Origin of the sequence: Mycolicibacterium arseniciresistens (genome assembly GCF_030519285.1) — a bacterium.
Classification (GTDB): domain Bacteria; phylum Actinomycetota; class Actinomycetes; order Mycobacteriales; family Mycobacteriaceae; genus Mycobacterium; species Mycobacterium arseniciresistens.
The window spans coordinates 1-15,889 of record NZ_JAUMSQ010000215.1; the positions used below are offsets into that span (position 1 = coordinate 1).

At 70.3% G+C, this 15,889-nt stretch carries 15 protein-coding genes; 6 read left to right on the forward strand and 9 right to left on the reverse strand.

Annotated elements, in window-relative coordinates:
* Positions 1 to 51: 51 nt before the first annotated feature.
* Both Q2100_RS22265 and glf read right to left on the reverse strand, forming a co-directional pair.
* Positions 52 to 2,019 carry a glycosyltransferase gene (locus Q2100_RS22265; protein ID WP_302915803.1) on the reverse strand — a complete coding sequence of 656 codons (1,968 nt, stop codon included), beginning with the start codon at positions 2,017 to 2,019 and terminating at the stop codon, positions 52 to 54.
* Complete coding sequence (gene glf, locus Q2100_RS22270) at positions 2,016 to 3,260, reverse strand: UDP-galactopyranose mutase (protein WP_302915804.1); 1,245 nt, start codon at positions 3,258 to 3,260, stop codon at positions 2,016 to 2,018. Before glf ends, Q2100_RS22265 begins: the two co-directional genes overlap by 4 nt.
* A 262-nt stretch (positions 3,261 to 3,522) precedes the next feature.
* Between glf and Q2100_RS22275 the strand changes: the two genes are divergently transcribed.
* Positions 3,523 to 4,386 carry a hypothetical protein gene (locus Q2100_RS22275; RefSeq protein WP_302915805.1) on the forward strand — a complete coding sequence of 288 codons (864 nt, stop codon included), beginning with the start codon at positions 3,523 to 3,525 and terminating at the stop codon, positions 4,384 to 4,386.
* A gap of 129 nt (positions 4,387 to 4,515) precedes the next feature.
* Positions 4,516 to 6,132 carry an N-acetylmuramoyl-L-alanine amidase gene (locus Q2100_RS22280; RefSeq protein WP_302915806.1) on the forward strand — a complete coding sequence of 539 codons (1,617 nt, stop codon included), beginning with the start codon at positions 4,516 to 4,518 and terminating at the stop codon, positions 6,130 to 6,132.
* 12 nt (positions 6,133 to 6,144) lie between these two features.
* Here the strand turns inward: Q2100_RS22280 and Q2100_RS22285 are convergent, their stop codons facing one another.
* The 3 genes from Q2100_RS22285 to Q2100_RS22295 are packed head-to-tail and all read right to left on the reverse strand — an operon-like array spanning position 6,145 to position 8,510.
* The gene (locus tag Q2100_RS22285; protein WP_302915807.1) at positions 6,145 to 6,960 is read right to left on the reverse strand and encodes an HAD family hydrolase; all 816 of its coding nucleotides are present in this window, start codon (positions 6,958 to 6,960) and stop codon (positions 6,145 to 6,147) included.
* Positions 6,957 to 7,718, reverse strand: a complete 762-nt coding sequence (locus tag Q2100_RS22290) for a lysophospholipid acyltransferase family protein (protein ID WP_302915808.1) — start codon at positions 7,716 to 7,718, stop codon at positions 6,957 to 6,959. Before Q2100_RS22290 ends, Q2100_RS22285 begins: the two co-directional genes overlap by 4 nt.
* A gap of 6 nt (positions 7,719 to 7,724) precedes the next feature.
* Positions 7,725 to 8,510 (reverse strand): lysophospholipid acyltransferase family protein, encoded by a 786-nt coding sequence (locus tag Q2100_RS22295; RefSeq protein ID WP_302915809.1) that lies wholly within the window; start codon positions 8,508 to 8,510, stop codon positions 7,725 to 7,727.
* A gap of 131 nt (positions 8,511 to 8,641) precedes the next feature.
* On the opposite strand from Q2100_RS22295, the gene Q2100_RS22300 reads away from it, so the two are divergent.
* The 3 genes from Q2100_RS22300 to Q2100_RS22310 are packed head-to-tail and all read left to right on the forward strand — an operon-like array spanning position 8,642 to position 11,003.
* The gene (locus Q2100_RS22300) at positions 8,642 to 10,192 is read left to right on the forward strand and encodes an MBL fold metallo-hydrolase (protein ID WP_302915810.1); all 1,551 of its coding nucleotides are present in this window, start codon (positions 8,642 to 8,644) and stop codon (positions 10,190 to 10,192) included.
* Complete coding sequence (locus tag Q2100_RS22305) at positions 10,189 to 10,524, forward strand: hypothetical protein (protein WP_264013677.1); 336 nt, start codon at positions 10,189 to 10,191, stop codon at positions 10,522 to 10,524. Before Q2100_RS22300 ends, Q2100_RS22305 begins: the two co-directional genes overlap by 4 nt.
* Before the next feature lie 20 nt (positions 10,525 to 10,544).
* Entirely contained in the window at positions 10,545 to 11,003 is a 459-nt protein-coding gene (locus Q2100_RS22310; protein ID WP_302915811.1) for a GAF domain-containing protein, read from the forward strand.
* A gap of 14 nt (positions 11,004 to 11,017) precedes the next feature.
* On the opposite strand, the gene Q2100_RS22315 is transcribed toward Q2100_RS22310, so the two are convergent.
* The 4 genes from Q2100_RS22315 to Q2100_RS22330 are packed head-to-tail and all read right to left on the reverse strand — an operon-like array spanning position 11,018 to position 14,440.
* Positions 11,018 to 12,010, reverse strand: coding sequence for an MOSC domain-containing protein (locus Q2100_RS22315; RefSeq protein WP_302915812.1), 993 nt, complete (start codon positions 12,008 to 12,010; stop codon positions 11,018 to 11,020).
* A gap of 14 nt (positions 12,011 to 12,024) precedes the next feature.
* Positions 12,025 to 12,831: a DUF5718 family protein gene (locus tag Q2100_RS22320; RefSeq protein WP_302915813.1), complete on the reverse strand. Its 807-nt coding sequence runs from the start codon at positions 12,829 to 12,831 to the stop codon at positions 12,025 to 12,027.
* Complete coding sequence (gene serS / locus Q2100_RS22325) at positions 12,828 to 14,081, reverse strand: serine--tRNA ligase (protein ID WP_269896390.1); 1,254 nt, start codon at positions 14,079 to 14,081, stop codon at positions 12,828 to 12,830. Before serS ends, Q2100_RS22320 begins: the two co-directional genes overlap by 4 nt.
* Positions 14,082 to 14,092: 11 nt before the next feature.
* Positions 14,093 to 14,440 carry an ankyrin repeat domain-containing protein gene (locus Q2100_RS22330; protein ID WP_302915815.1) on the reverse strand — a complete coding sequence of 116 codons (348 nt, stop codon included), beginning with the start codon at positions 14,438 to 14,440 and terminating at the stop codon, positions 14,093 to 14,095.
* Positions 14,441 to 14,597: 157 nt separating this feature from the next.
* Between Q2100_RS22330 and Q2100_RS22335 the strand changes: the two genes are divergently transcribed.
* On the forward strand, positions 14,598 to 15,889 hold a 1,292-nt coding region (locus tag Q2100_RS22335), incomplete at its 3' end, for a septum formation family protein (protein ID WP_302915814.1).

Here is a 15,889-nt window from a genome sequence, read left to right on the forward strand (position 1 = left end):
GCGCCGCCTGCACGGCCACCAGCGCGGCGTCCTCGCCCCGCGGCGGTTCCGTCATTTGCCGGCGGCCGCGGGCTGCGCCTCTGCGGAACCGTCGAGGCTGGGCAGCAGGACCTCTTCCCACTTCTGCTTGCTCGCCAGCACCGGCAGTGCGTCGCGGTAGACCTTGCGCATCCGGTTGAACCTGCGGGCGAGCAGCGCCTGACGCTTCAGCGACTCCCGCAGCAGTTCGTTCATCTTCTCCCGGTCGCGCTGGCGGTAGACCACCCCGCGGCCGTCGGCGGTGGTGACGGTGACGCCGTCGACCTTGCTCAACGAGAACCAGCGCGCGTCCTGGGTGGCGACGTTGATCTGCGGCCTGCGGTGGTGCTCCGGGTCGTGCGCCTTGAGCTGGTGTGCGACGCCCGCGGCGAGCCTGGTCCCGATCGCCAACGGACCCACGGGGATCTTGATCTTCTTGCGCCACCGCTTGTCCGACGGCGTCGGCAATGCGGTCGCGCTCGGCAGCACCACCGCGTCGGGGTACTGCTGGCGCATCGCGCGGATGTCGGGCAGCGCGGACTCCAGGATCGAGAAGATGTGTTCGGGGCCGGCGAGGAAGTCGTCCATCGCCTTGTTCTGGATGGCGACCGTCGAATACTCAAGGCACAGAAGGTGTTTGATGGTCGCCTTCAGGTGGCTGGCGATCAGGCCGGAGATGTTGCCGTCCCAGTGCATGGCCGCCACCACGAGGCGGTTGCGCAGGTGGAAGTAGGCCTGCCAGTCGATCGCGTCGTCCTTGTCGCTCCACGCCATGTGCCAGATCGCCGCACCGGGCAGGGTGACGGTGGGATAGCCGTGTTCGCCTGCGCGCAGGCCGTATTCGGCGTCGTCCCACTTGATGAACAGCGGCAGCGGCTGGCCGAGCTCCTCTGCGACCTGGCGCGGGATCATGCACATCCACCAGCCGTTGTAGTCGACGTCGATGCGGCGGTGCAGAAGCCGGCTGCGCAGGCTCTCCTCGTCGCTGAGCGCGTACTTCGCGAAGTTGTGGTCGTACTCGGTGTTGATCGCGTTGGTCCACATGAAGTTCTCGGCGTCGACCATCTCGCCCATCACGTGCAGGTGGCTCGGCTCCTGCAGGTTGAGCATCTGGCCACCGACGAGCGTCGGGACCTTCGCGAACCGGTTCATCGCCAGCGCCCGCAGGATCGAGTCGGGCTCGACGCGGATGTCGTCGTCCATGAACAGGATCTGTTCGCAGTCGGTGTTCTTCAGCGCCTCGTACATCACCCGGCTGTAGCCGCCGGAGCCACCGAGGTTGGGCTGGTTGTGAATGGTTAGCCGGCTGCCAAGCGCCGCGGCGGCCGCGGCGAATCCGGGATGGTCCTTGGCCTTGCTGGTGCCCTGGTCGGACACGATGACCGCGCTGATCACCTCGTCGACCAGCGGGTCCGACGTCAGCGCGGCCAAGGCGTTGACGCAGTCCGCGGGCCGGTTGAAGGTCGGGATGCCGACGGCGACGTTGGCCCGTCCCGGTGCGGCGGTCGGTGCGTACCAGCCCGCGCTGTGCAGCGTGACGCTGGCGTTGGTGGTGATGTCGAACCAGATCCAGCCACCGTCCTCGAACGGGTCGAGGCCGATCTCGAACTCGACGACCGCGGGGGTGTCTTCGTCCGGGCTGATCGCCTCGGTGCCGCCGACGGTGATCCGCGCGCCGGTGGCCTTGGAGCGGTACACGTCGACGCGGGCGCTGCCGACCAGTTCGACGCGCAGCACCACCGAGTCGAGCGTCGACCAGCGCCGCCAGTAGCTCGCGGGGAAGGCGTTGAAGTACGTCGCGAACGACACCTCGGACTCCGCGCCGATCTCCAGCGTGGTGCGGGTGGGCGCATGCGCACGCCGCGCGTTGGTGGTCGACTCCTCGATGTAGAGCTTGCGGACGTCGAGCGGTTCGCCCGGGCGCGGCAGGATCACCCGCGACAGCAGGCTGACCGACTTGGGCTTCTCGGCATCCAGTGCGCCGGTGGGGATGTCACTCATTGTTCGGTGCTTTCGCTCTGTGTCAGCGGGGCGCCGTCGCGGAGGTGCGGCGCCAGGACGTTGTCGTACATGTTGAGCGCACTGGCGATGGCCATGTGCATGTCGAGGTACTGGTAGGTGCCCAGCCGGCCGCCGAAGAGCACTTTGGCGGAGGCCGTCTCGGCCCTGGCCCGGGTGCGGTAGGCGGCCAGCAGCGCACGGTCGGCCTCGGTGTTGATCGGGTAGTAGGGCTCGTCGTCGTCATCGGCGAAGCGGGAGAACTCCCGCATGATGACGGTCTTGTCGGTCGGGTACGCCCGCTCCGGGTGGAAGTGCCGGAATTCGTGGATGCGGGTGTAGGGCACCTCGGGGTCGCTGTAGTTCATCACCGGTGTGCCCTGGAAATCGCCGGTGTCCACCACTTCCTGCTCGAAGTCGAGCGTGCGCCACCCGAGCCTGCCCTCGGCGTAGTCGAAGTAGCGGTCCAGCGGGCCGGTGTAGATCACCGGCGCGTCCGGGCTCTCGGCGCGCAGGCGAGCGCGGACGTCGAACCAGTCGGTGTCGAGCCGCACCTCGATGCGGTCGTCGGCGGCCATGTTCTTCAGCCATGCGGTGTAGCCGTCGACCGGCAGGCCCTCGTAGGTGTCGTTGAAGTACCGGTTCTCGAAGGTGTACCGGACGGGCAGCCGGGTGATGTTGGCCGCGGGCAGTTCCTTGGGGTCGGTCTGCCACTGCTTGGCGGTGTAGTGCTTGATGAAGGCCTCGTAGAGCGGCCGCCCGATCAGCGAGATCGCCTTCTCCTCGAGGTTCTGCGCGTCGGCGGTGTCGATCTCGGCGGACTGCTCGGCGATCAGCGCGCGCGCCTCGTCGGGGGTGAAGTAGCGGCCGAAGAACTGCGAGACCAGCCCGAGGCCCATCGGCAGCGGGTAGGCCTGCCCGCTGTGCAGCGCGAAGACGCGGTGCTGATAGCCGGTGAAGTCGGTGAACTGCCGGACGTAGTCCCAGACCCGCTGGTTGGAGGTGTGGAACAGGTGGGCACCGTAGCGGTGCACCTCGATACCGGTCTGCGGCTCGGCCTCGGAGTAGGCGTTGCCGCCGATGTGCGGCCTGCGGTCGAGCACCAGGACGCGCTTGTCGAGTTGGGTGGCCGCGCGCTCGGCGATGGTCAAGCCGAAGAATCCGGAACCGACGACGATCAGGTCGAAGTGTCCGGCGCGCCCCGGCTGGCTGGCCGGTGCTACCCGGGAATCTGGAGCGGTCATCGGCAGCCAGGGTATCGGACCCCGGCGGCCGGCCCGTCCTACCGTCCCTCGCGTCGCCGCCCCGGTGTCAGCGGTGCAAGGTCGCGATTAGCTCACGATTCCATATCGTCACTCTATTCACACTAGTCACACCAGTACCATCGATCACGTCGGCCTCCGGACCTTCGGACATGGTCGGGAGCCGGACACCCGCATCGGCCGGGCACCCGCCGGTACCGCACGAGCACTGACCTTATGTAGTCCATGTATTGAGGAGACTTTCGTGCCGAACAGACGTCGACGCAAGCTCTCGACAGCCATGAGCGCGTTCGCCGCCCTGGCCGTCGCAAGTCCAGCCGCAGTGATCGCCGTTTCCGACCTGTCCGACCGGAACGCACCCCAACACCGTGAATTCGTCCAGGCCGCGATGGTCACCGATCTCCCGAGCGAGCTGATCGGCGCGCTCTCCCAGGGCCTGTCGCAGTTCGGCATCAACCTGCCGCCGTCGCCCACGGGCGTGCTGACCGGTTCGACCCCGAGCCCGTCGCTGGCCTCGCCGTCGCTGACCTCGCCGGCGCTGGCTTCTCCAGGTCTGACCGCGCCGGGCCTGACCGCACCGGGACTCACCACGCCGGGCCTGACCGCACCGGGGGCACCCGGCCTGACGACGCCCGCACTGACCACGCCGGGGCTGACCACGCCCGGCTTGAGCGTGCCGCCGGTGACCGCGACCGCACCGGGCCTGGCCGACGCGGGGTTGACCAATCCCGCGCTGACCAGCCCCGGGCTCACCGACCCGGCGGCCGCGCCGGGCCTGACCACGCCCGGCCTCGACCCCGCGCTGACCCCGATCTCGAGCACTCCGGGCCTCGGCCTGCCGGGCGAGATCCCGATCTCGGCGCCGATCGCCGATCCGGCGCTGGGCAGCTACCCGATTCTGGGTGACCCGTCACTGGCCGCGGCCAGCCCGGTCAGCACCGGCAGTACGGGAATCATCGGCGATCTCTCGAGCGCCGCGAACCAGCTCGGTGCCGGACAGGCCATCGATCTGCTCAAGGGCATGGTGATGCCGGCGATCACGTCGGCGATGAAGGGTGCGGTGCCGCCACCGGTTCCCGCGCCGGCGCCTCCCGCGCCACCCGCATAAGGCCTGGCCCCGAACGGCACCGCAGACGCCCATGCTCTGCGGTGCCGTTGCAGGGGTCCCGGAATTTTCGTCGGATGTTTGAACGTGTCGAAACACTGGTAACAACTGACACATACGTAACATCAGTCCGTGCTGTCCCGCCGCCCTGCGCCGTCGATCCTCTTCACCGCGGTCGCGGCGACCGCCCTGCTGCTACCACTGGCGGTCGACGGCCTGCCCGGTGACCGCGACGACGCCCCCGGCATCGAGGCGCCCAAGCTGGCCGAACAGCCGCTGGCCGGCCTCGGCGGCGGAGAGACCATCCGCGAGATCCACCAGGACACCCCGTTCTCCCTGGTCGCCCTCACCTCCGACGACCTGTCAGGCACCTCGGCCCGCGTCAGGGCCAAGAAGGCCGACGGATCGTGGGGCCCCTGGTACGAGGCCGAGGCGCTCGACGGCGTCGGCGAGGAGTCGGCGGGCGTGCGCGGCACCGAACCGGTGTTCGTCGGCCGCACCACCACCGTGCAGATCGCCGTCACCCGCCCGCTCGACGCGCCGCCGAGCGCCGTTCCGCAGGGCAAGCCGCACGCCGACCTCGGCTACCTGCCCGCCACGGTGGAGCAGCCGTTCGCCCAGAACATCAACGCGGTGCTGATCAGCCCGCCGCAGGCGCCGGTGGACCTCGCCCCGCTGCCCAGTGCCGTCACCGCACCCGGCGTGCCGCCCAACGTCATCTCCCGCGGCCAGTGGGGCGCCGACGAGTCGATGCGGTGCGGCGCGCCCCGCTACGACAGCCGGGTGCGCGCAGGCGTGGTGCACCACACGGCGGGCAGCAACGACTACGCCCCGCAGGATTCCGCGGGCATCGTCCGGTCGATCTACGCGTACCACACCCGCACGCTGGGCTGGTGCGACGTCGCCTACAACGCCATGGTCGACAAGTACGGGCAGGTGTTCGAGGGACGGGCAGGCGGCGTGGACCGTCCCGTCGAGGGCTCCCACACCGGCGGCTTCAACGTCGACACCTGGGGAGTGGCGATGATGGGCAACTTCGAGAAGGTGCCGCCCACCCCCATCCAGCTGCGCACCACCGGCCGGCTGCTCGGCTGGAAACTCGGCCTCGACCACGTCGACCCGCGCGGCAGCGTCGTGCTCACCTCCGCGGGCGGTTCCTTCACCCACTTCCCGCGCGGCGCCGCCCCCAGGCTGCCCGCGATCTTCACCCACCGCGACGTCGGCAACACCGAGTGCCCCGGCAACGCGGCCTACGCGGCGATGAACCAGCTGCGCGACATCGCCGCCCGCTTCAACCGGCCGCCCGGGCCGGAGGACCTCGCCGAATCACTGCGCGGCGGCGCGATCTTCGCCCGCTGGGACCAGATGGGCGGCATGGCCGGACCCCTCGGCGCACCGACCACACCGGAGGCCGCGGGCGCCGGTGACGCGCGCTATGTCCGGTTCCAGCGCGGCGCGGTCTACTGGTCCCCGTCCACCGGCGCCAACCCGGTCGCGGGCGCGATCTACGACGCCTGGGGCGCACTGGGCTTCGAGCGCGGCGCGCTCGGCCTGCCCACCAGCGCCGAGATCCCCGAACCGCAGTGGATCGTGCAGAACTTCCAGCACGGCACGCTCAACTTCGACCGGGAGAAGGGCAGCATCACCCGGGTGATCGACGGGGTGCCGCTCGAGTTGCCGCCGCCGTCCGCCGACCACCCGCCGGTACAGCTGGAACGCTTCACCGCGCCGCGCGCGATCGATCCCTAGAGCCGTAGGGACTCAGAGCCACCAGCGTTCGAGCACCCGGGCCACCCCGTCGTCGACGTTGGGGGCGGTCACCTCGTCGGCCGCCGCGACCGCATCCGGGTGCGCGTTGCCCATCGCCACGCCGAGGCCGGCCCACCGCAGCATCGGGACGTCGTTGGGCATGTCGCCGAAGGTCACCACGTCGCCGGCGACCAGGCCGAGCGGGCGGGTCAGCTCCTCGATGCCGGTGGCCTTGCTGATGCCCAGCGGCACCACCTCGACCAGACCGTTGTTGGTGGAGTACGTGAGGTCGCCCTGCAGGCCGATGTGCGGGGCCAGCGCCGCCACCATGTCGGCGCTGCGCGCTCCGGCCTTGCGGATCAGCAGCTTCACCGCGGGCGCGCTGAGCAGGTCCTCCACCGACACCTCGGTGTTGTCCGGGTTGAGCCACGCGTGTTCGTAGCCGGGCGAGCTGACGAACTGCGGCGTCGCGGCGTCGTGGGCCGAGCGGCCCACCCGCTCAACGGCCAGCCCCACGCCCGGGATCACCCGGGCCGCGATCTCGGCCAGCTCGCCCAGCACGTCGGCGGACAGCGTGCGGGCGGAAACGATCCGGTCGGTCGACGGGTCGTAGATGACGGCGCCGTTGGCGCACACGGCCATCGGCGCCAGCCCGAGCCCGTCGACGACGGGGTGGATCCAGCGCGGCGGACGCCCGGTGGCCAGCACGAAGACCGCGCCGGCGGCGACGGCGGCGTGCACGGCGGCACGGGTGCGGGCGGACACCTTCTCGTCGTCGGCGAGCAGCGTGCCGTCCACATCGGTGGCGATCAATGCGGGCAGCGTCATCTACGGCTCCTGGCGTCGCGTTCGGCACGCCTGCGGGCCCGCTCGGCGAGTTCGGCCTCATCGAGGCGTGCCGCTTCCTCGTGGGTCGGCGCCGTGCCACCCAGCCGGCGAGGCACCCAGTATGCGCCCTCGGGATGGGGATACTCCGTCTGCACCCGATCCAGCAGGGCCGTCATCGACTCGCGCATCGCGGCTTCCATCGCGGTGGCGTCGCCCTGCGGAGCGATCGGCGCACCGACACACACCTCGATCGGTATCTTCTTGCGGCCCAACGCCTTCGGATGATCCTTCGTCCACACCCGGTGGACGCCCCAGATGATCATCGGCACGATCGGCACCTGCGCCTCGAGCGCCATCCGGGCCGCGCCGGTCTTGAAACCCTTGAGCTCGAAGCTGCGGCTGATGGTGGCCTCCGGATAGACGGCCACCAGCTCACCCTCGCGCAATTGCCGCACCGCCACCGCGTAGGCGCCCGCCCCGGCCCGCCGGTCCACCGGGATGGTCCCGGTCCGTTTGATCAGGAAGCCGACCAGCCGGAAGTCCTGCATCTCGGCCTTGATCATGAAGCGCAGCCGCCGCCCGCGCCGGCGTGCGGCCAGCCCCGCGGGCAGCCAGTCCACGTAGCCCGTGTGGTTGATCGCCACCACGGCGCCACCGGTCGCCGGGATGTTCTCCAGGCCGTGAAATCCGATCCGGGACCCCGTGGCGCGCACGGCCGTGGCGGCCACGAGCTCCAACGTCCGATACACCGGTTCCATGAGCGGCTACCCCGGCGCTCCGGCGGGTCCCGGCTCCTCGGTCCGTCGGGCCCGCGCGGCGGCCTTCTCCGCGGCTTCCTCGGCGTCCATCCGGTTGGCCTCCGCCAGCGACGGCGCGCCGCCGCCGAGGCGGTGCGGCACCCAGAACTCGCCGGGCGGGTGCGGGCCGTAGGACTCCTGGACCCGCTCCAGCAGGTGCTGCATCCGCGAATGCAGCAGCGCGGTCAACTCGTGCGCGGGCAGCGTCGGCTCGATCGGCTCACCGACGGCCACCGTGACCGGCACCTTCGGCCGGTACAGGTTCTTCGGGTGGCCCTTGGTCCAGATGCGCTGGGCGCCCCACACGATGTGCGGCACGATCGGCACACCCGCCGCGATGGCCATCCGGGCCGCCCCCGACTTGAACTGCTTGATCTCGAAGCTGCGGCTGATCGTGGCCTCGGGGTACACGCCGACCAGCTCACCGGCCTTCAGGGCCGCGCAGGCCGCGTCGAACGACGCCGCCCCGCTGTCGCGGTCCACCTCGATGTGGCGCAGGCTGCGCATGACCGGGCCGGTGATCTTGTGGTCGAACACCTCGCGCTTGGCCATGAACCGCACCTTGCGGCCCTTCTTCTGCCGGTACGCGGGAAGGCCGGCGAAGGTGAAGTCGAAGTAGCTGGTGTGGTTGATGGCCACCACCGCGCCGCCCGTCGCGGGCAGGTTCTCCACCCCGGTGACCGTGAACTTCAGCCCCTGAAGCCGCCAGGCCAGGCGGGCCAGCTGGATGACAGTTCCGTATACCGGTTCCACGGTTGCCAGAGTAGTGCGCGGCGCGGGCCCCACTCGGCGCGCCGGTCCCCGCGACTCCTGGCCGTGGCAGGCGAAGCGCCGCGCTCCCGTTAAGCTCGATACCGAACAGCGCACCCGTGGAAAGGGCATCAGTGCAGGTCACAAGCGTCGGCCACGCCGGCTTCCGGATCGACACACGTGCCGGCAGCATCCTGTGCGACCCCTGGGTCAACCCCGCCTACTTCGGCTCCTGGTTCCCGTTCCCCGACAACACCGGCCTGGACTGGGCGACGCTGGGCGACGTCGACTACCTCTACGTCTCCCACCTGCACAAAGACCACTTCGACCCGGACACCCTGCGCACGTACGTCAACAAGGACGCCACGGTCCTGCTGCCGGACTACCCGGTGCCCGACCTGCGCCGGGCACTGGAGGAACTGGGCTTCCACCGGTTCTTCGAGACCACCGACTCGGTGCGCCACGACATCAGCGGCCCCAAGGGCGAACTCGGTGTGATGATCATCGCGCTGAGGGCGCCCGCCGACGGGCCCATCGGCGACTCCGGCCTGGTGGTCGACGACGGCGAGACCGTGGCCTTCAACATGAACGACGCCCGGCCGGTCGACCTCGACGTGCTGGCCGCCGACTTCGGCCACGTCGACGTGCACATGTTGCAGTTCTCCGGCGCGATCTGGTATCCGATGGTCTACGACATGCCTGCCCGGGCCAAGGAGGCGTTCGGCATCCAGAAGCGGCAGCGCCAGATGGACCGCTGCCGGCAGTACATCGCCCAGGTCGGGGCGACGTGGGTGGTGCCCTCGGCGGGGCCGCCGTGCTTCCTGGACCCCGAGCTGCGCCACCTCAACGACGACCATGGCGATCCCGCGAACATCTTCCCCGACCAGATGGTGTTCCTGGATCAGATGCGCAGGCACGGCCACGACCGCGGCCTGCTGATGATGCCCGGCTCGACAGCGGATCTGACCGGCTCACAATTGAACTCGCTGACCCACCCGCTGCCCGACGACGAGGTGGAGGCCATCTTCACCACCGGCAAGGCCGACTACATCGCGGCCTACGCCGAGCGGATGGCGCCGGTGCTGGCCGCCGAGAAGGCCCGCTGGGCGCCCGCCGAGGGCGAGCCGCTGCTCGAGCCGCTGCGGGCGCGCTTCGAGCCGATCATGCTGCAGAGCGACCAGATCTGCGACGGCATCGGCTATCCGGTGGAGTTGCGGATGGGCCGTGAAACCGTTGTGATCGACTTCCCGAAACGGGTTGTCCGCGAACCGATCCCGGACGAGAAGTTCCGGTACGGCTTCGAGATCGCGCCGGAGCTGGTGCGCACCGTGCTGCGTGACGCCGAACCGGACTGGGTGAACACCATCTTCCTGTCCACCCGGTTCACGGCGTGGCGCGTCGGCGGGTACAACGAATACCTCTACACGTTCTTCAAATGCCTGACCGACGAGCGGGTGGCCTACGCCGACGGGTGGTTCGCCGAGGCGCACGACGACTCCGCGTCGATCACCATGGACGGCTACGAATTCCAGCGCCGCTGCCCTCATCTGAAGGCCGACCTGTCGAAGTTCGGCGTGGTAGAGGGCAAGACGCTGACCTGCAATCTGCACGGCTGGCAGTGGAACCTCGAGACCGGCCGGTGCCTGACCACCAAGGGCCACGAGCTGCGGAGCCGCGCGCTGTGAGCGCACCGCAGCAGCACTACGACGACGGGCTGGTGCAGCTCGACCAGTACGCGATCACCCTGCGCCGCTACCACTTCCCGTCCGGCACCTCGAAGGTCATCCCGCTGCGGTCGATCCGCGGCTATCAGGCGCGTCCGCTGGACCTGCTGCAGCGCTGCCGGCTCTGGGGCAGTTCGGATCTGCGGCTGTGGTTGCCGCTCGACGTCCGCAGGCCGCTGAAGAGCACGCTGGTCACCCTCGACGTCGAGGACAACCGGTGGCGTCCTGCGTTCACCCCGGAACGCCCCGAGGCGCTGGTCGCGATTCTCGACGATCTACTGGGGCAGCGCTGACAGCCGTCTACCGGGCGCCGATGCGGTCGCGGCGTGACGACCTGGACCCGCAGGCCGCCCTCGACCGGGCATTCTCATTGTCCCGCTGCGGTTTCGGCGGAGTGCTGACGCCCGCGCCCGCCGATCTGGAGGCGGCGGTGACGCTGGCCGCCGAGCAGCACGACGAGCGGCTGGCGCGCCGCATCGAGCGCTTCGCCGCCGTCGACGAGGGCTCCTTCGTGTGGACCCGCGACGGGGACGGCCTGTTCCGGCTGGGCCGGATCACGGGTCCCTACCGTTACGACGGCGCAGCCGAGGCGGCCGCCGTCGATCTCGTGCACGTGCGGGCCTGCCGATGGGTGGACGCGCCGTTGTCCGAGCCGGCGGTGCCGCCCGCCGTCATCGCGACGTTCGAGCGTGGCGGCCGGAACTTTCAGCGCACCCACGACGCGGGCGTCGCCGTGCAGACACAGCGGATCTGGGACCGGGCTAACGCCTGACCCGCCGCGGCGATTCAGTTCTGTCCGCGCAGCACCGTCGCCTCGAGCACCTGCTGCATCCGGCGCTTCGCGGTGCGCCCAGCCGCGGCCGCGGCGCGGTGCAGCGGTCCCGGCGGTGCGGCCCGGTGCACGGACACCACGTCGCCCACCCGCACGATCCCGGGAGTGGCGACGTCGAGGTACACCCCGAGGAAGCGGTTGGTGCGGTCGGAGAGCCTGCGGCCCAGTGCCCGGTCGGTGTCCACCCCGGGTTGCGGCCGGGTCGGCACCGCACACCGGATGGTCGGGATGGTGACGCGCAGCGTCGACGAGCCGATCTTCAGTGTCGCGCCGGTCCATTCGGCCTCGGGGAACTCGCCGCCCGACCTGTCGACGGTGACCAGGATGTTCGGCCGGAACCGGCGTACGTCGTAGGGCGCACCGTCGGCCGACAGCGCGGCCAGGCTGTTGGTGCTGAGCAGGTGGACCGCCCCGAGGTCGACGAACGTCCCGGGCGGCGTCGAGAAGCGCGCCAGCGTGAGCACCTGCCGGGTGGTGAAGACCGACGTGTCGGGCAGCGGGTCGGACTCGGCGAGGCCGAAGTCCCGGCGGACCTCCGCGGCGGCGAAATTGGCCCGGCTCTGCTGGACCGAGAGCCGGTGGGCGCTGGTGTCGTCGGCGGGCGGCAACGCCGTGAGGCGCACCGGCCGCCCGGCGACCTCGGAGAGCAGCGCGTCGATGCGCGGGTCGTCGCTGGTGTGCTCGGAGCCGTCGGGCAGCGTGATCACCACCGGCGGCGCGTTGCCGGGGCCCGCGTCGGGCCCGGGTTCCTCGGCGTAACGGGCCGAGCAGCCCAGCAGTGCGGGGATCCGCCGGGCCGTCGCGGTGATGTCCTTGTCGAGGTCGCGCACCGCCCACAACCGGTCGGCGTGCACCCCGCGGGCGTCCACCCGGACGTGGTCCACCCGGCCACCGCCCATCGACTTGACCGGGAAGCGCCACAGCTCGCTGACCGTCGTCGAGGTCATGGCAGCCTCCGGTTTCAGCGGGACGAGACGGTCTGGCGGAGTTCGGACATCGCGTCCGATTCGGTGTCGTAGACCCGGACGATCGCCTGGTCGCCGGCCTGCAGGAACGTCGACTCGCCGAGTTCGGTGTAGCGCGTCGCGCCGATGCCGATCAGGACGTGCTCGGGGTGCCCCGACGCCACCATCAGCGCGCCGACATCCTCGAGCGGCGTGTCGGCCGAACCCTTCTGGTTGGCCAGCCGCTCGACCACCCAGTCCAACAGCACCTCGCCGTAGTAGGAGTAGCCGAGCAGCGGGCTGTCGACGCCGTACTCGTGCTCCTTGCCGTCTCTGTCCCGCAGGTAGCAGACCAGCCGCAGCGTCGCGGTGGGTCCGTCCGGTGTCAGGTCGCTGATGTCGAAGAACTGCGCGGCGACGCCTTTGGAGGCCGGGCCCCAGTTCTTCTTGTGGCTGATCTTGGGTGCGCCGGGGCGACGGATCGAGCAGTCGTTGAATGCGCCGAGTGCGAACGGCTCCAGGCTCGCGACGGTGTCGCCGTTCCACTTGACCCGGCAGGCCAGCCCGACCTCGGGCTCGATCTGCAGGTTGAGCGGAGTGTCACTGGTGGGCAACACGATCGAGTCGTGCGACAGCGGGAACTCGTTGAGGAATCCGTCGCTGCCCGGCGCATACCAGGGGAAGATGCCCTTGGGCGCAACGCCTTCAGACGTCACATTGACGAAATCCACTGCCTCGCCGGCCTGTTCGAGGTGACCGGCGAAGTTGCCCGCTACGCCGAAGCCGAACCAGGAACGCAGTTCGTCGAGTTCGAGGTCGATCACGGTTCCAGTACCTCCCTGCCGACGAACGGCACCAGCGCCTCGGGGACGCGGACGCTGCCGTCGGGTTGTTGGTGGTTCTCCAGTATGGCCACCAGCCACCGGGTGGTGGCCAGGGTGCCGTTGAGGGTCGCCGCGATCTGGGGCTTACCGTTGTCGTCGCGGTAGCGGATCGCCAGCCTGCGCGCCTGGAACGTGGTGCAGTTGGAGGTGGACGTGAGCTCGCGGTAGGTCTGCTGGGTGGGCACCCAGGCCTCGCAGTCGAACTTGCGGGCGGCCGACGAACCGAGGTCGCCCGCGGCGATGTCGATCACCCGGTACGGCACCCCGATCAGCTCGAGCATCCGGCGCTGCCAGCCCAGCAGCCGTTCGTGTTCGGCCTCGGCCTCGTCGGGACGGCAGTAGACGAAGCCCTCGACCTTGTCGAACTGGTGCACCCGGATGATGCCGCGGGTGTCCTTGCCGTAGCTGCCCGCCTCGCGGCGGAAGCACGACGACCAGCCCGCGTAGCGGCGCGGCCCGGCGGACAGGTCGAGGATCTCGTCGGCGTGGTAACCGGCCAGCGGCACCTCGGAGGTGCCGACGAGGTACATGTCGTCGGCCTCCAGGTGGTAGACCTCGTCGGCGTGCGCGCCGAGGAACCCGGTGCCCGCCATCACCTCGGGACGCACCAGCACCGGCGGGATGACGAGGGTGAAGCCGTTGTCGGTGGCCAGCCGGACGGCGAGCTGCATCAGCCCGAGTTGCAGCAGTGCCCCTGCGCCGGTGAGGAAGTAGAACCGCGAACCGGACACCTTGGCGCCGCGTTCCATGTCGATCAGCCCGAGCGCCTCGCCGAGTTCGAGGTGGTCCTTCGGGTCGTCGAGGCGCGGCGGTTCACCGACGGTCTCGAGGACCGTGAAGTCGTCCTCGCCGCCGGCCGGCACCCCGTCGATCACGACGTTGGAGATGGCCATGTGCGCGGCGGTGACGGCGACGTCGGCCTCGGCCTGCTGCGCCTCGGCGGCCTTGACCTTGTCGGCCAGCGCCCTGGCGTGGTCGAGCAGCGCAGGCCGCTCCTCCGGTGACGCCTTGCCGACCTGCTTGCTCGCCGACTTCTGCTCGGCGCGCAGGTTGTCGGCCGCCGAGACCGCCGCACGGCGGGCGGTGTCCGCGCGCAGCAGCGCGTCGACCAGGTCGGGGTCCTCACCGCGTGCGCGCTGCGAGGCTCGTACGACGTCCGGGTTCTCGCGCAGCAGCTTGAGGTCGATCACGGGTGCCAACCCTACTTTCGGCCGGTGGCCGCGAACATCTGGAGGTAGCCGCTCTGGCCGAAGACCCGCGCCGTGTCCGCCGCGCTCGGCGCGCCGGCCTGCGGGTCGGCGCCGGCGTCGAGCAGCAGCGCGACGATCGCGTCCTCGCCCTTGAACACCGCCCCGGCCAGCGGGGTCTGTCCGCGGTCGTTGGGCCGGTCGACGTCGGCGCCACGGTCGGTGAGCACACGCACGGTGCGCGGGTGGCCGTGGTAGGCCGCCAGCATCAGCAGGGTGTCGCCCTTGCCGTTGGTCAGGTCGACGGGCACACCGGCGTCGAGGTAGGCGGCGAGCGTGTCGGCGTCGCCGCGGCGGGCCATGTCGAAGAGGCGGCCGGCGAGCTCGCTCAGCGCCGGGTCGATGTCCTCGTCGGGTGCCGGCACACCGGTCAACCTAGCGCGCTGAACAGGGCTCCCAACACAACCCCATAACGTTACAACTGCATCACTTGTCACAGCACCTGACACGCCTGTCACAATGGAGCGGATGTTGGAGGCACCAGAGCACCACGACCCGCTCGCCGACGGCCCCGATGCGCCCGGACAGCGGGTGGCATGGTGGCACAGTCTGCAGGCCGCCTCGACCCGTCGCGCCCTGCTACTGACGGCGCTGGGCGGGCTGCTGATCGCCGGCCTGATCACCGCGCTGCCCCGCAGCGAGGGCGCCAACGGCATGGGCCTGAACGCCAGCGCGATCAGCCTGGGACCGCGCGGCAACGACACGTTCAACCACGCCAAGGACGGCGACTGCCTGAACTGGCCGGACCGCACCCCCGACGCAGCCGAGATCGTCGACTGCAGCAGTGAGCACCGATTCGAGGTGGCCGAGTCGGTCGACATGCGCACGTTCCCGGGCAGCGAGTACGGCCCGGAGGCCCCGCCCCCGTCGACCGCGCGCATCCAGCAGATCAGCCAGGAGCAGTGCCAGCCGGCGGTGCGTCGCTACCTCGGGCAGCGGTTCGACCCGAACAGCCGGTTCACCGTCAGCATGCTGTGGTCCGGCGACAAGGCGTGGCGCCAGAACGGCGAGCGGCGGATGCTGTGCGGGCTGCAGCTGCCCGGCCCCAACAACCAGCAGCTGGCGTTCCAGGGCAAGGTCGCCGAGATCGACCAGTCCAAGGTGTGGCCTGCGGGCACCTGCCTGGGCATCGACCCGTCGACCAACCAGCCGACCGACATCCCCGTCGACTGCGCGGCGCCGCACGCGATGGAGGTCACCGGCTCGGTGAACCTCGCCGAGAAGTTCCCCGCCGGCCTTCCGCCGGAGCCAGAGCAGGACGCGTTCATCAAGGACGCCTGCACCCGGATGACCGACGCCTACCTGGCGCCGATCCAGTTGCGCAGCACCACCCTGACCCTGATCTACAGCACGATCTCGCTGCCCAGCTGGGCGGCGGGCAGCCATCAGGTGTCGTGCAGCATCGGCGCGACGCTCGGCAACGGCGGCTGGTCGACGCTGCTCAACAGCGCCAAGGGCCCGCTACAGATCAACGGTCAGCCGCCGGTGCCCCCGCCCGACATCCCCGAGGAACGGCTGAATCTGCCGCCGATCCCGTTCCCCGACGCCGTCGACACCTCGTCGGGCTCGTCGTCGGACTCCTCATCCGACTCGTCATCCAGCTCCTCGTCGGATTCGTCGTCGCAGACCACCGATGACTCGAGTTCCAGCGGTTCGAGCGACTCGGGCAGCGAGTCCGACGGCACCCAGCACGGACCGCAGCAGGGCACCGCGCCCGCACCGGGCGAGCCGCCGCCCGCCGACGCCCCGCC